The following is a 14,555-nucleotide window of genomic DNA, read 5'->3' on the forward strand; positions in this document are numbered from 1 at the left end:
CCGACTTCGACAGGCCCCGGCATGCCTTCAGTCAGATGCCTTGAATGCCAATTGCAGTGTAAGCCAGAGTGCCACGAGGACTTATTTGCACCTTCCCTTATTGGTCGCCACGGCTTAACATGAACCCCAAGCCACATTTCGTGGCATGAGTCACATTCCTGACCAAGCATCCAATGCTTTTTGGCCAATATAATGAGGTTAAATTGGATACCCAACCCCAGATAACCAGGCGCACGCCCCAAGGGCTGCATCTGGCCTTGCTTATTCCCATGCTGTCGGCCATCGTGGCGATAACGCCTTTGGCTATCGACATGTATCTGCCGGCCATGGCCACCATAGCCGAAAGTTTCCATTCCGATATCACTACAGTGCAGCAGTCTCTGAGCCTGTATCTGGCCGGGTATTCTCTGGGTATGCTTACCTTTGGGCCTTTGGCCGATCGCTTCGGTCGTCGTCCCTTGGTGATCATTGGCCTATCGGGATTTATGTTGGTCAGCCTGGGATTGGCGCTGTCGCAAACGATAGAAATGTTTTTAAGTCTAAGATTTGTCCAGGCCTTTATCGGCGCCGCCGCTACCGTGGTGATCCCCGGCTATATCAAGGAGGTCTATGGTGACAATACGGCCAAGGGCATGTCCTATGTCAGCCTAATAATGATGCTGGCGCCGCTGCTGGCTCCATCCATAGGCAGCCTAATTCTGGAACTGGGTGAATGGCATCTGATTTTCTTTATTCTCGCCTTCTATGCCCTGCTGCTGCTCATGCTGGTATTGCTGAAACTGCGTTTGCCATCGGATATGCAAGGCGCCGAGCGCAGCCGCAAGTCATTCTTTGGCGCCTATGCCACCGTCTTTACCCGGCCCGGGGTTAAGCTGCATATTGGCAGCGGCGTGCTGACTTCATTCGCCTTTTTCTGCTACCTGACAGCCTCGCCGTTTGTCTATATGTCGGTATTTAACTTGGATAAGTCACTGTTTGCCATACTATTCAGTACCAACGTAGGCGCCTTGATGCTGGCCAATATTATCAACTCACGCATTGTTGGTCGCTATGGTTCAAGACGCATGTTGGTTGCCGCCACTATGCTCGGTAGTATTGCCGCTACCGGGCTGTTACTGGTGAACCTGCTCGACTTGAGTTACCACTTTACCGTGGCCATGCTGATCCCCTTGATGGGATGCCTGGGGATAATGTCGGTTAACGCCGATGCAATAGTACTGATGAAGTTTCAGCAGGAAACAGGCACCGCCACCGCGGTTATCGGCACCCTGAGGTTTGGCTTTGGTGCTCTGGCAGGACCGCTGCTGGCGCTGTTTTACACGGGTACTGCCGTGCCCTTTGCCGCGCTGATGCTGGCCTCTGTGCTACTGGTGGGTCTGTGCCAGTTCGCTGTCAGTCGCCACCCAATGCCAGAATGCCGCAGTACCGGCTCTTAAAATAAAGCTGGCGGTAAATCACGCTCAAGCGTTTGAAACCGCTTGAGCGAAAAGCGCCGTTTGTAGACTTTCCGCAACCCAAAGAACCACAATTTTCAAAGACTGGGTTCATACACCAGGAATTAGCGGCGCTTTAGACCAAAGTCTAAAAAGATCCTTAATTTAGAATAAAACACAATAAATTCAATATTTAATCAATAACACGTTAGCAAAAACCTACCGCAATCAAGGCCGCTTTTCGGCGGCAAAAATGAAATTTATTCATGCTCATAAAAAAGCCGCTTCCAGGGGCTTGAAAACTTCTCTCTTTCCAATATGATGAAATTCTGTCCATTGGTGACAGAGACCCCTTCCCTACAGGGAAGTGAGCCCCCAGGGCAGGGTCGACAGCTGGCCGGAACTACCCTTCCGGCCCGAATTAGAGCGATAACCGTCGCTGTAAAAGTTACTGTTTACCGTAACGGTATCTTATCAAGGAGTACCAAATGGAGATGCTTTCAGGCGCCAGCATGATAGTGCGTTCGTTAATTGACGAAGGCGTAAAACATATATTCGGCTACCCGGGTGGCTCAGTTCTCGACATCTACGATGCCCTGCATCAAAAATCCGATATCGAACATATTCTTGTCCGTCATGAACAGGCGGCCGTGCACATGGCCGATGGTTACGCCAGAGCCACGGGCAAGGTCGGTGTGGTGTTGGTGACATCCGGCCCGGGAGCGACCAATGCCATTACCGGCATCGCCACCGCCTACATGGATTCAGTCCCTCTGGTGGTGCTTTCGGGCCAGGTGCCCAGTAACCTGATCGGCAATGATGCCTTTCAGGAATGCGACATGATAGGGATCTCCCGCCCTGTGGTGAAACACAGCTTTTTGGTGACAGATCCCACCGAAATTCCCACCATTATTAAGAAAGCCTTCTATATCGCGGCCAGCGGCCGCCCAGGCCCTGTGGTAGTGGATCTGCCCAAAGACAGCCTCAACCCGGCGATACTGCACGAATATCAATACCCGGAAGAGATTAAGATGCGCTCCTACAACCCGACGCTTTCGGGTCACAAGGGCCAGATCCGCAGGGGTTTACAGGCCTTGATGGCCGCCAAAAAACCTGTGCTGTATGTGGGTGGCGGCGCCATTATCTCCGGCTGCCACCAGCAGCTGTTGACACTGGCCGAACGACTGAAACTGCCTGTGGTCAATACGCTTATGGGGCTGGGCGCCTTTCCCGGCTCTCATCACAACAACCTGGGTATGCTGGGGATGCACGGTCTGTACGAAGCCAATATGGCCATGCACCATTCAGACTTAATCTTCGGCATTGGGGTGAGGTTCGATGACAGAACCACCAATAATGTCGCCAAATATTGCCCGGATGCCACCATACTGCACATAGATATCGACCCTTCATCCATCTCCAAGACCATCAAGGTGGATATTCCGATTGTGGGCTCGGCCGATAAGGTGCTTAACGAGATGCTGCAATTGTTGGATGAAGATAAGGTAACGCCTCAGGATGACGAGGCGCTGCAACACTGGTGGCAGCAAATTGCCTCCTGGCGCAGCCGCAACTGCCTCGACTATCAGCGCAATGCCGAACGGATCAAGCCCCAACAAGTGATAGAAACCCTCTATCGCCTGACAAACGGTGATGCCTATGTGGCCTCGGATGTTGGCCAGCACCAGATGTTTGCCGCCCTCTATTATCCTTTCGACAAGCCGCGGCGCTGGATCAACTCAGGCGGCCTGGGCACCATGGGATTCGGCTTGCCGGCCGCCATGGGGGTCAAGATGGCGATGCCGGATGAAACCGTCGTGTGCGTCACCGGTGACGGCTCGATTCAGATGAATATTCAAGAGCTTTCCACCGCACTGCAATATGATGTGCCGGTGAAAATCATCAATCTCAACAACCGTTTCCTCGGGATGGTGAAACAGTGGCAGGACATGATCTACTCCGGCCGCCACTCCCATTCCTATATGGACTCAGTGCCTGATTTTGCCAAAATCGCCGAAGCCTACGGCCATGTGGGGATCAATATCGACCATTTGGATGAGCTGGAGAGCAAACTGGCACAAGCCCTGGCCATGAAAGACAGGCTGGTGTTTGTGGATATCAGTGTCGATGAAACCGAGCACGTCTACCCGATGCAAATTCGCGGTGGCGCTATGAATGAAATGTGGCTGAGCAAGACGGAGAAAAGCTGATGAGACGTCGAATCATATCTGTATTGATGGAAAACCAGCCCGGCGCCCTGTCAAGAGTTGTCGGTCTCTTCTCCCAACGTGGCTATAACATTGAAACCCTAACGGTGGCACCCACAGATGACCCTACCCTGTCCCGGCTGACAGTCGCAGTCGAGGCCGATGAAAGCATTCTGGAACAGATAGAGAAGCAACTGCACAAGCTTATCGATGTGCTCAAGGTGTCCAACATCACAGAATCCACCCATGTGGAGCGGGAACTTGCCTTGGTTAAGGTCAAGGCCAGTGGCGCATTGCGGGCAGAGGTGAAACGCACCGCCGATATCTTCCGCGGCCAAATTGTCGATGTGACCGCCAATCTCTACACAGTACAGATGGCGGGAACCAGCGATAAACTGGACGCCTTTATTGCCGCGCTGACCGAGGTCACCAAGGTAGTAGAAGTGTCCCGCTCCGGCGTGGTAGGCCTTGCCAGGGGTGAAAAAGCGATGCGAGCTTGAATCCAGGACTGAAGACCCTGCTGATACCGTTCACTTTACCGTGAGCGGTATTTTCAAACCGAACCAATACGGAATCTGAGTAGCATTAAGGTGAAACCGGCCATACAGGTACCATCTTACTGCCGTGCTCGGCGACTATCGCCATGATCCCCAGCTGCAACTCCTCGGCGACTTCCTGATAAACCGGTAAACTGGTGGTGCCGACATAGGCCAGTACATTCAACTCGAGTCCGGCGTTGCCAAAACCCTTGAAGGTGACCCGCATCGGTGACTCATCCACCTTCTCATGCTGCTTTAGCAAGGCTTTGATATCATTGATTATCGCCTGCAACTGTTTGGCATCAGTGCTGTAATCGAGACGGATATCTGTCTTAAAACGGATTTTCTCCCGCTCTGAAATATTCTCTATCTCCATTTCGGCCAACTTGGCGTTGGGCATATGAATGACAGAACGATCCAGCGTTCTGATGCGGGTACAGCGTAGCCCTATCTCCTCCACTGTGCCGCGAACGCCGCCGAAATTACCGATATTGCCAACCTTGATAGGTGCGGCCGAATAGAGGGTGATGGTGCCAATCAGGTTTTCTATCGACTGTTTCGAGGCCAAAGCGATTGCCAGCCCCCCGATACCCATCCCGGCCAGTATGGTGCCAGCATTAAAACCCAGATGCTCAAGCCATAATAAGGTCGCCAAGCTCAGCAGGGCCACCCGCAGAAAATTTCCAAGAGGGCGCAACAAGGAGGCCGCCTGTTTGTTGCCCTTGGCTATCCAGCGCTCCCTGAGGCTGCTCTGTGCCAGTCCCACCAGCGCCCATATCAACCAAACTGTGGCCAGAATAAAGAAAAAGCCTGTGTTGACTATCTCCTGCATAGCGCCACTCAAGGTACTGTTGGCAAGCATGGCTCTATCGAGTGCCACAGCGGCAAAGAATCGCAGAGGGCCACGAATAAAGGCGCCCAATTCAGCCTTGAGCGGGTGTGATGAACGTGAAAGCGGCCATTGCAGCAACCAGGTCACAGGTACCACGAATAAGAACGCCAGCGCCAGATAGGCCAGCATCATGGCCCATTCCCACAGATTCAGGGTAAACAGGCGTCCTTCAGGAATGTGCTCGATAAACCACTCCACCACAGGGCCATAGCCCAGGGCCTGGTAAAGTTTTGGGAGCTTGGCAACCGTGGCATTGGAAACCTTCCACAGACTGCCATATTCAGAGCTAGGCACCCGCTGCAACAGGAGCTGATAGGCCTTTTTTTCGGCTTCCAAACGGGCAAACCCCTCCCGGTAGGCGGGCAGCTTGTCGTCAGTTTTGCCCTCGGGGGTATCATCCAGCTCTTGCGGGTTGAGCCAGAGATTACGCTCGATAATCGCCAGCAACTGCCTGGCATAGAGCGGCCCCTGCTCCACTGTCATACCGGCGGGAAGAAAGCGCAGATCCAGATACTCGGCCGCGGTTTGATAATCCCCTTCTCTGGCATACTGCATAAAGCCCTGCAAGGCACCTCTGGGGGTATCCCTGAGCAAGGGGTCACGGTACTCATAAGCCGCTGCAGCACTTTGCTCACTTGGCGTTTCCGGTGCAGGTTCGGCCGCCGGGCACAACCCTGGCCAGAGCAACAGAATAAATAACCCTATGCCAATCAACACTCTATTCATTAACGCGCTCCTTGCCACTATAAGATAAGGTACCAATCCATCCGCTAGCTGTGTTCAAGCCAGAGTGCGCCAGGGAGCTATTGACACCTTCAAAAAAGAGTAGCAGAAACATGTAGTTCCGGATATATCGGCTCAGTATTTATACTGCTTGACTTATAGCCAACTGTCGATATAATTGCCGGCGATATTAAGGTACCCTCAGCTCGCCCCATCTCGCTCCAGGCCGCTTAAGTAAATCCGTTCAGTTAACAATTCCTGAGTTTAATTGAAATGTCACACAGCTGTGGTGAACTCTGTGCTGCGGCGATGGTCTGATGTTCTACTGACACCCGGAGTGTCTTTTTGCACTTCAGTCTGTCGGGGGCTTGATAAAGGCTGACAAACTGGGTACATTCAATAGTCAACCAACGCATCTTTCGCAATAAATGCTAAGGATTTTCTATAGTTAAGATTGTATACGCCAATATCGGCGCTAACAGAAAATAAGGAGTGTGGCCTATGTCATACAAAGTAAACGGACATGAAATCGCAGTAAGTTTTCCTGTAGATTCAATTTCCATCAACAAAAACTCAATCGCCTTTACCGACAGCAAAGGCAAGAAGAAGCAAACCTTCTCAAAGCGTACAGAAACCCTCAAGTTTATGAAGTGGTTGCTGAGCGCCAATAAGTAAGACTGTCGAAATACCCACTCGATACCCCTATCCTCTCACTGTATCGAGCGCTCAGGCAGATTGGACTGTTATCCAGCAGCAATCGGGTAGAACATCACATTTGGTCAAGGCCTTTTCCCGTGATCCCGGGAAGCAGCCTGACCAAATGGCGATAAACAGGTAAATCAAGCGCCAGATCATTATCCAAGCCTTCCACTTGAATTAAGCTGATGCTTAACAAACTTATCTGTCGGTGTTGTCTTGAATCAATCCATCACTGCTACTGAAACCACAGCCACTAAAAGCAGAGCGACTAAACCCGGCTCCATTAAACCAAATACCACGGAAGCGATGCGCTCATTGCTGAACGAGATCCGGCGCTGTATTCCGCTAAATTTGCCGGAAGCCAGCCTATGCGGCGGGAAATGCCTGGGTTGCTCCAAGAAAATGCTGGAGATGTTGGACACCGAGGTATGCTTTTGGGAATCCCGTCTCGATGACGAGGTGCCTGGGCTTGCCGATCTCAAATCCTTGCAACGCTTGGCTGAGCGCACTCATAAGATCCTCAAGCGTAACCAGCTGGTCTGAATCAGCCGTATTTACGCCTGTATCTGGGAAGCATGGACTCATTGCCAAGGAGCCCCCCCTGATGCAGATACAATACCTGGCTGCGGCCCTCACGTCGCAAGAAGTCGAGCAACACTTGCCAGCCGAGCGGATCGTACAAAAGCTCAAAGCGGATACCGCTTTGCTCCAGCTCTTGCCAAAGTTGGTAAAACTCGGGGTAACACTTGCCAAAATGATACTTACGCTCGGGTGTAACAATAGTTGGATGCAATGCCTCATCGGGCGATAACTCAAGCAACTGGGTCTTGAGGTAACTGTCTCCGCCGACCACGGCGCAGGTCAGCACTTCAATATCAGCCTGTTGCTCACAAAAATACTTCTGTAGAAACAGTGCCGTTGTACCAGTCCCCGATGGCAGAAACAGTTTGAGATTAGCGATAGCCTGTTGCTGCTGCCACTGTAAAATCTCGGCGCCCAACTGAGCTACGCCGTATTCGGCATAACTACAGCGGCCCCCTTCGGGAACAAACAGGCTGTGCTCACACTCAGGCACAATATGCTCCCTGACAAAGTCCTCCAGGGTCATGCCGGTCATCAACTCGGCCTTGGGCGTATTCTTTACGGCAATCACCCGTGCGCCCAATTCCAACGCGGCGCGATAGTTACCCAGGGGTTGCTGCTGCAACCATTCCGGCAGGTGATCCACATAAAAGTCCAGCTGCCAACCTTTGAGTTCGGCAAGCGCCGCCATAGAGTAGAGTGAGTTGGCCTGGGCCGAGCCATAACCTATCAGGCGCTTGATACCGGGAAAGTCGTGGTCGAGGAAATAACGGAACTTGCGCGCCTTATTACCACTGAAACTGGGATGAAGCAGATCATCGCGCTTGATAAACAGCTGATGGCCTCGAAACTCAAAGGCTTGAACCGGGGTTTTATCCAGTTTGAAATCGGCTAAAGACATGGCAGTGGCGATATATTTCAAGGCTAAGGTGTGCAAAGGATGGCTATTGTATGTGTTTGCCGCCAAGGAGGACAGGATTCAGGCCACAAATCCTCACAGGCACCAGTTGGCTTTATGCCAACCAAGTGATGGCTTGGAGGCTAATCCATTGCGGCTCCCCTCCGTGATGATTATCGCTACTTATTGGTATAAATCACCAATCGCCGCCATCCGCCTAGGCTCATAAATAGCAATATCCAATATTATTCAACAGGTTATAATTATGGCACGCTTCTGGCTATTACTCGAAATATCCCCAAGCTTTACAGCAAAACTGTGCGGCTGATCCGCCATTTAAAGGAGCACTCAATGGCTATTTTGCGTCTTATTTTTAATATTGCCTGGTTTATTCTTGGCGGCTTTGTCATGGGACTAGCCTGGTGGTTTGTCGGCTTGCTCTGTTTTATCAGTATCATAGGTATCCCATTCGGCCGCGCCTGCTTTGTCATAGGTGAACTGGCATTCTGGCCCTTCGGTCAAGAACATATCAGCCGCGAAAGGCTCTCTGGCCGCGAAGACTTAGGCACCGGCGCCCTGGGTATGGTCGGCAACATCATCTGGTTCCTGCTGTTCGGAATTTGGCTGGCGATAGGCCATCTGACCCACGCCCTGGCCTGCTTTGTCACCATCATAGGCATACCTTTTGGCATTCAGCACCTGAAACTGGCCTTGCTCTCTTTAACGCCCATAGGCAAGACAGTGGTCGCCTCTCATTAATCACAAAGCCCAGGTCGGATATCTGCTTCGATTTCGACCTGGGCTCCGGCTTTACCCAAGCAAGTCTAAGACGTTTGTCGACTCAAGCGCTGCACCAACTCCAACAATAACTCAGGCCTATCCAGCGCCACATCATGGCCGCAGCGGCAAAAAGGAACCGGCTTTTGCCGATATTTACCTGCCAGGCGAACGCTGCACTTGGGCGAAACCAGGCGGTCATCACAGCCATAAACAATGGTCGCCGGCACCCACAGCTTAGCTGGAGAGCGAAAGCGGGCCGAGGCAACAATTTGTCGCAGGCCATTGGCGAGTGTGGTTTTGGCCTCAAGCGCCAGTTGGCTCCAGTGACGGCACAGAGGCTTGTCTTTGGCATGGGCAAGGCTGGTAAGCGCAAGAATCGTCGCCTCGCGCCATTGAATGCCCTCGCCTTTGACTCTGGAGCACAGGGCGTGTAGCAGGGCTTGCAGCCGAAATCTCTGATACCAAGGCGAAAGATCGGCGACGCTGCTGTTGAGCAATAACAGCCCCTCAATCTGAAATTCCTTTTGGCAGCCGGCTTCAGCGTCATTTTTCCCGGCAAGTGCCATGGCCACCATAGCGCCCATGGAGATAGCCAATATTCGGCATTTACCCACCTTGCGTCGCAGCAGTTCATCTGCAACAAAGTCGGCATAATCCTGAATAGCCCAGGGGCTGGTATCCGACACCCTATCGCCATTTCCAGGCAGATCGATGAGCTCCACCCTAAACCCCGCCGCCAGGAGATTATCGGCAAAGGCTTGCCAATGACGTTTATCCCGCATCAAGCCGCGGATCAACACCCAGGTTTGCTGCTCAGTCATGACTTGGTTTCTCCGCCGCTTGTGGATACCAAAAGTTTCGTGCCTGATAATCCAGGTGATGCCGATGAAGTTCAGGCAGTTGCTCCAGTACCTGAGCATACCCCACATCGAGCAAAAACTGCATCAGGGTAAAGTGGCGCCGCAAAATTCGCTGCAGCCTGTGCTGCTTTTGAGGATTGAAATAACCGGAGAAACGCAGCAATTGTCTGGGGTTCTTTTTGACCCAGGCCCAGGAGCCCATTTCCAGCGTTAAGGGCAGAAAAGGCACTTTGGGGTTACAACTGACCAAATAATCCCAAATATCACCGTGGGTGCGATAGAAGCGGCTTTGGGGCGCAATATGATAGTGACAATGATGGGGGTAGCTCATTTCGAACAACTGCTTTAGATGATACACCTCCCCCAAGCGGGCAAAAGGCGTATCCTTACAGGCAAAGGGAAACCAGATATGGTCCACCAGGCCAAAACCTGAGTGGGCATCAAGCACAATCAAGCTGCTACCGCGGGCCATAAGTTCATTACTGTAGTCAATTATCGCCCGGGTCTCGACTTCCAATTGATTGCTGCGGCCCCGATACCAGGGAAGATGGCGGGAAAGCCGTTGACCGCCGACCATAAAAGTCACTGAGCCGCGGGCATCTATGGGAGCATTGCGCATCAAATCGACCCCATTGCCATTGGCGCGGGTTCCCCGGATAAGGCCGATGGGATTCAACACAGGTACAAACGCCAGCCGTATCTGGGTTAGCATCAGCTGCAGATGTTTATCCCAACTGCAGCGGGTCAACAGGCTGCCAAGAAGCGCCAGTATCACCTGGCTGCCGATACGCTCCACCCCATGAACGCCGCCGACGAACAGCACAGTGGGCACCCTGGCGTTTGGGTTTCCCAGCTCCAGCGCCCGCACATCGTGCGTCTTATCGGCAAAGCCGACTTGGGCCAAAGACCGAGCATTCAAGTGTTGTTGGTATTTATGCTCCAGCTCGGCAAGCAGCTCAAGCTCATAGGCACTTTCTGTCACAGACCCGTCCATCTGGGGTAAAGTGCTCAATTTAACCGCTTTGGATGACAACTCAATGATACTTTAAGTGTTGCTCCAATATGCTCTTGGCATCAATTCGGGCCAATCCCTGGTCGAAAATATCCCGCCAACGTTGCCCCTCTTCGGAATTTCGAAAAGCCACCAGCAAGCCTTTGCTGGCCAGCAATTGCCGATTAAGTTTAAGCTTGCCCTCCAACTCTTCCATCCCCTGTTGCCGCAGCAGATAACGATAAACATTGGCATCGATCACCACGGCATCAATTCTGGCGGCTGCCAATTTGCGAAGATTTTGTTCATCGGAATTGGCCAGCTCGAAGGGTTGCCGGCCTGAGTCCATGGCCCGATCCAGGCTCTCGGTATTAACATAATCCTTGACCACCCCGAGATTGTAACGCTGCAAATCCTGCAACTGTTGCCAGCTCACGGGCCGCTGGACTTGCTCCACCAAGGCCAATTGACTAAAGCCCAATGGCTTGGAAAAGATAAACTTATCGCTTTGGTGATAATACTCGGGAAAATAACCAAGATAGGGAGAGCCGGGCATGCCTGCCAACTTTATCGCCCGACTCCAGGGGTAGAAATTGACTTTAAGTTCATGGCCCATGGCGGCAAGCGCTGCCTTGACCACGGCAACACAGGCTCCCTGCTGTTGCAGCATTTGGCCACTGTAGGGAGGCCAATTAAGCGAGCTCAACTGCAGGGTATCAGCGCGAGCCACAGGGCTGCCACTATAAAGTAACAACAACAAGAGTATGAACAGCGCGGAACGGCCGAAAAAGGTGATAGCTGTTTTTGCCATAATGTCACTCCATTCTTGCCAAGGCCAACCCCATAAGCATTCCGGAAGTTAACAGAGTATAGCTTGTCGATGTCTGGCAGCGACCAGTCTCAATCAGCGCCGGACACACAAAAATACAGCTTACCGCACACTTTAAACCAAAGTGTGACGAGAGATGAAAATGTGAAAAAGTTCGATTTAGGTAAGATAGCTAAAACTAGAGGCTAAAACCGCGGCAATCATCACAAAAAATCTATCTAAATCAACGATAGAGCCAATCGATATTAACATCTGTCAAAGCTCTTCTTCTATCACTATGATGGGTAAATAACCACACACAAAGTAAGTCTATTAGAGGTGATAGCAATGAGATATCAAGCACTGGTCATGGCTGTAACTGCAGCCCTCGGGATGACTGCGGCTCAGGCGGCTGAGCCTATCGAAATTATCAAGCCGGTGAAAATCACCGAGCCGGAAAAAGTCGAACTCGGAAAAATGCTTTACTTCGAACCCAGATTATCAAAGTCCGGGTTTATCTCCTGTAATTCATGTCACAATCTTTCCATCGGAGGGGTAGATGCCCTGCCAACCTCTATCGGTCATGCCTGGCAAGAAGGCCCTATCAACTCACCTACCGTATTGAACGCCGATTATATGCTGGCACAGTTCTGGGATGGCCGCGCCAAAGATCTCAAGGAACAGGCTGCAGGTCCTATAGCCAACCCCAAGGAGATGGGCTTTACTCATGAACTGGCGTCCGAAACCGTTGCCTCCATGCCGGCTTACCGCGCCCGCTTCAAGCAGGTTTACGGCTCTGAAGAGGTCAACATTGACAGGATCACAGATGCAATTGCCGCCTTTGAAAAGACGCTGGTGACCCCCAACAGCGCCTTTGACAAGTATTTGGAAGGCGACAAAAATGCCATCAGCGCCGAAGCCAAAGCGGGTTATCAGCTGTTCAAGGACAAGGGCTGTGTCGCTTGCCACAATGGTCCGGCGGTCGGTGGCACCATGTATATGAAAATGGGACTTATCAAGCCTTTCCACACGGATAACCCTGCTGAAGGCCGCAAGGCAGTAACGGGTAAAGAAGCCGACAAGATGGTGTTCAAGGTGCCGACACTGCGTAACATTGAACTCACCTACCCCTACTTCCATGACGGCAGTGTTTGGGAGCTGGAAGAGGCGGTCAACACCATGTCGGATATCCAGTTGGGTCAGAAGCTGACCGAGAAAGAAACCCTAGAGATGGTGGCCTTCCTCAAGTCGCTGACCGGCGAACAGCCCAAGGTAGAAATGCCCATTCTGCCTCCATCCAACAAGGACACTCCAAGGCCGATTCCTTTCGGCAAGTAATTCATACCATAAAGAAGCGCCGCAATGCGGCGCTTCTCTTTTACTGTTGCGGTTTAAATAACTCAACCATTGATATCCCGGTGCAGCTCTTCATACATCAGCTCACGCATGCGGAACTTCTGGATTTTGCCTGTGACCGTCATAGGGTATTGTTCAACAAACTTGATGTAACGCGGCACCTTGAAATAAGCCACCTTCTCGGTCAGGAAATGACGGATTTCATCTTCAGTGACAGTACTGCCGGGACGTATCTTAATCCAGGCGCACACCTCTTCACCGTATTTTTCACTCTGTACCCCGAATACTGCAGCGTCTTGAATTTCACTATGGGTGTAGAGTTTCTCTTCAATCTCCCGCGGATAGATGTTCTCTCCACCTCGGATAATCATGTCCTTGATGCGACCGACTATCTGCACATATCCTTCGCTGTCCATCACTCCGAGATCGCCCGAATGCAGCCAGCCTTCTTTATCTATGGTGGCTTGGGTTTTGGCCGGATCGTTCCAGTAACCCTGCATCACACAATAACCTCGGCTACACACTTCACCCGGCTGACCTACAGGCACAATCTCACCGAATTCATCAATGATCTTCACCTCGGTATGGGGTAGTGCCCGGCCAACGGTAGTGACTTGTTTCTCGAATGAAGATTCCACCTCTGTCATGTTATTGATCGGGCTGCATTCCGTTTGGCCGTAGGCGATAACGACTTCCGTCATATGCATTAGCTTATGCACCCGTTTCATCAACTCCTCAGGACAGGTGGCCCCGGCCATCACCCCGGTGCGCAAGCTGCTGAGGTCATAATCCTGGAAATTGGCCAGCTCCAATTCGGCGATAAACATGGTCGGCACCCCATGCAATCCGGTGCAGCGCTCCTGCTCAACCACCTTGAGGGTAGTAGTAGGGTCAAAGGCATCGGATGGGAATACCGCCGTGGCGCCTTTGGCCAGACAGACCAGATTCCCCAGCACCATACCGAAACAGTGATACAGGGGCACGGGAATACAAAGCTTATCATCCGGGCCAAAGCCCATGGCGTCGGCCACCAGCATACCGTTGTTGAGAATATTATGGTGGGTCAGAGTGGCGCCTTTGGGGTTACCCGTGGTGCCTGAGGTGAACTGGATGTTGATGGCCTCATGGGGCGATAAACGTTCACCTATGCCTTTGAGATCGGCATATTCCGCCTCAGAGCCCATGGCACATACCTCGGGGAAATTCAGCATGCCCGGCGTCTTGTCACTACCGGTGCGAATAACGCAGCGCAGTTCCGGCAGACGACTGGACACCAGCTTACCAGGCTCGGCATCGCTGAGTTCCGGCGCCAACTCATTCAGCATCGCCAGGTAATCGCTGGACTTAAACTTATCGTGAGTGATCAGAGCCTTACAGCCCACATTGGTAAGTGCATATTCCAGCTCTTCCGGGCGATAAGCCGGGTTGATGCACACCATGATGGCGCCAATTCTGGCGGTGGCAAACTGAGTCAGACACCACTCGATATTATTAGGCGACCAGATCCCGACCCTGTCCCCGGGGCCGATACCCAACGCCAGCAGGCCTGTGGCCAACTTATCTATCTCTTCAAGATAGCGCGCATAACTCCAGCGCAATTGCTGATGATGCATCACCACAGCTGTATTGTCCGGATAGCGGTTGCAGATATCCTGCAAATACTGACCTATGGTCTTGTCTATCAAGGGAGTATTACTGTGCCCCAGATAACGGCTCTGTGACAGAGGTAAATCATTGAGTTGCTTGCTTGTCTTGTTGGCAGACATCTAAGCCTCCGTGCGTTGTTT

At 52.0% G+C, this 14,555-nt stretch carries 13 protein-coding genes; 7 read left to right on the top strand and 6 right to left on the bottom strand.

Annotated elements, in window-relative coordinates; all coding sequences use genetic code 11:
* The first annotated feature begins 203 nt into the window (after positions 1–203).
* The 3 genes from CX651_RS16820 (at position 204) to ilvN (ending at position 4,140) form a co-directional block, all read left to right on the top strand.
* Entirely contained in the window at positions 204–1,436 is a 1,233-nt protein-coding gene (locus CX651_RS16820; RefSeq protein WP_444544690.1) for a multidrug effflux MFS transporter, read from the top strand.
* A gap of 485 nt (positions 1,437–1,921) precedes the next feature.
* Complete coding sequence (locus tag CX651_RS16825; protein ID WP_101057034.1) at positions 1,922–3,643, top strand: acetolactate synthase 3 large subunit; 1,722 nt, start codon at positions 1,922–1,924, stop codon at positions 3,641–3,643.
* Positions 3,643–4,140, top strand: coding sequence for an acetolactate synthase small subunit (gene ilvN, locus CX651_RS16830; RefSeq protein ID WP_039033365.1), 498 nt, complete (start codon positions 3,643–3,645; stop codon positions 4,138–4,140). The genes CX651_RS16825 and ilvN overlap by 1 nt, the downstream gene beginning before the upstream one ends.
* Before the next feature lie 85 nt (positions 4,141–4,225).
* On the opposite strand, the gene CX651_RS16835 is transcribed toward ilvN, so the two are convergent.
* Positions 4,226–5,797 carry a mechanosensitive ion channel family protein gene (locus tag CX651_RS16835; protein ID WP_189577799.1) on the bottom strand — a complete coding sequence of 524 codons (1,572 nt, stop codon included), beginning with the start codon at positions 5,795–5,797 and terminating at the stop codon, positions 4,226–4,228.
* A 498-nt stretch (positions 5,798–6,295) separates the two neighbouring features.
* Between CX651_RS16835 and CX651_RS16840 the strand changes: the two genes are divergently transcribed.
* The gene (locus CX651_RS16840) at positions 6,296–6,469 is read left to right on the top strand and encodes a hypothetical protein (protein WP_100145745.1); all 174 of its coding nucleotides are present in this window, start codon (positions 6,296–6,298) and stop codon (positions 6,467–6,469) included.
* Positions 6,470–6,799: 330 nt separating this feature from the next.
* Complete coding sequence (locus CX651_RS16845; RefSeq protein WP_101057036.1) at positions 6,800–7,036, top strand: hypothetical protein; 237 nt, start codon at positions 6,800–6,802, stop codon at positions 7,034–7,036.
* A 1-nt stretch (position 7,037) separates the two neighbouring features.
* Here the strand turns inward: CX651_RS16845 and CX651_RS16850 are convergent, their stop codons facing one another.
* Complete coding sequence (locus CX651_RS16850) at positions 7,038–7,976, bottom strand: 1-aminocyclopropane-1-carboxylate deaminase/D-cysteine desulfhydrase (protein ID WP_101057066.1); 939 nt, start codon at positions 7,974–7,976, stop codon at positions 7,038–7,040.
* A 348-nt stretch (positions 7,977–8,324) separates the two neighbouring features.
* Between CX651_RS16850 and CX651_RS16855 the strand changes: the two genes are divergently transcribed.
* Positions 8,325–8,732: a YccF domain-containing protein gene (locus CX651_RS16855; RefSeq protein ID WP_101057038.1), complete on the top strand. Its 408-nt coding sequence runs from the start codon at positions 8,325–8,327 to the stop codon at positions 8,730–8,732.
* A 65-nt stretch (positions 8,733–8,797) separates the two neighbouring features.
* Here CX651_RS16855 and CX651_RS16860 read toward each other — a convergent pair whose 3' ends face one another.
* From CX651_RS16860 to CX651_RS16870, 3 genes are read right to left on the bottom strand one after another with little or no spacing between them, the layout of a single operon-like run.
* A complete protein-coding gene (locus CX651_RS16860) occupies positions 8,798–9,574 on the bottom strand; it encodes an alpha/beta fold hydrolase (protein ID WP_157822696.1) in 777 nt (258 codons plus the stop codon).
* Positions 9,567–10,595, bottom strand: coding sequence for a M14 family zinc carboxypeptidase (locus CX651_RS16865; protein WP_229839785.1), 1,029 nt, complete (start codon positions 10,593–10,595; stop codon positions 9,567–9,569). Before CX651_RS16865 ends, CX651_RS16860 begins: the two co-directional genes overlap by 8 nt.
* A gap of 52 nt (positions 10,596–10,647) precedes the next feature.
* On the bottom strand, positions 10,648–11,415 hold the full coding sequence (locus tag CX651_RS16870; RefSeq protein WP_101057044.1) for a substrate-binding periplasmic protein: 768 nt from the start codon (positions 11,413–11,415) through the stop codon (positions 10,648–10,650).
* A gap of 345 nt (positions 11,416–11,760) precedes the next feature.
* Between CX651_RS16870 and CX651_RS16875 the strand changes: the two genes are divergently transcribed.
* Positions 11,761–12,750: a cytochrome-c peroxidase gene (locus CX651_RS16875; RefSeq protein ID WP_101057046.1), complete on the top strand. Its 990-nt coding sequence runs from the start codon at positions 11,761–11,763 to the stop codon at positions 12,748–12,750.
* A gap of 62 nt (positions 12,751–12,812) precedes the next feature.
* On the opposite strand, the gene CX651_RS16880 is transcribed toward CX651_RS16875, so the two are convergent.
* Complete coding sequence (locus CX651_RS16880) at positions 12,813–14,534, bottom strand: AMP-binding protein (protein WP_101057048.1); 1,722 nt, start codon at positions 14,532–14,534, stop codon at positions 12,813–12,815.
* Positions 14,535–14,555: the final 21 nt, after the last annotated feature.

The sequence above is a fragment of the Shewanella chilikensis genome, assembly GCF_002836945.1.
Classification (GTDB): domain Bacteria; phylum Pseudomonadota; class Gammaproteobacteria; order Enterobacterales; family Shewanellaceae; genus Shewanella; species Shewanella chilikensis.

What these genes read in the sequence shown, in the direction of transcription:
- CX651_RS16825 (WP_101057034.1), top strand. Translation starts at nt 1,922, where the DNA reads ATGGAGATGCTTTCAGGCGCCAGCATGATAGTGCGTTCGTTAATTGAC.
- ilvN (WP_039033365.1), top strand. Translation starts at nt 3,643, where the DNA reads ATGAGACGTCGAATCATATCTGTATTGATGGAAAACCAGCCCGGCGCC.
- CX651_RS16835 (WP_189577799.1), bottom strand. Translation starts at nt 5,797, where the DNA reads ATGAATAGAGTGTTGATTGGCATAGGGTTATTTATTCTGTTGCTCTGG.
- CX651_RS16840 (WP_100145745.1), top strand. Translation starts at nt 6,296, where the DNA reads ATGTCATACAAAGTAAACGGACATGAAATCGCAGTAAGTTTTCCTGTA.
- CX651_RS16845 (WP_101057036.1), top strand. Translation starts at nt 6,800, where the DNA reads ATGCGCTCATTGCTGAACGAGATCCGGCGCTGTATTCCGCTAAATTTG.
- CX651_RS16850 (WP_101057066.1), bottom strand. Translation starts at nt 7,976, where the DNA reads ATGTCTTTAGCCGATTTCAAACTGGATAAAACCCCGGTTCAAGCCTTT.
- CX651_RS16855 (WP_101057038.1), top strand. Translation starts at nt 8,325, where the DNA reads ATGGCTATTTTGCGTCTTATTTTTAATATTGCCTGGTTTATTCTTGGC.
- CX651_RS16860 (WP_157822696.1), bottom strand. Translation starts at nt 9,574, where the DNA reads ATGACTGAGCAGCAAACCTGGGTGTTGATCCGCGGCTTGATGCGGGAT.
- CX651_RS16870 (WP_101057044.1), bottom strand. Translation starts at nt 11,415, where the DNA reads ATGGCAAAAACAGCTATCACCTTTTTCGGCCGTTCCGCGCTGTTCATA.
- CX651_RS16875 (WP_101057046.1), top strand. Translation starts at nt 11,761, where the DNA reads ATGAGATATCAAGCACTGGTCATGGCTGTAACTGCAGCCCTCGGGATG.
- CX651_RS16880 (WP_101057048.1), bottom strand. Translation starts at nt 14,534, where the DNA reads ATGTCTGCCAACAAGACAAGCAAGCAACTCAATGATTTACCTCTGTCA.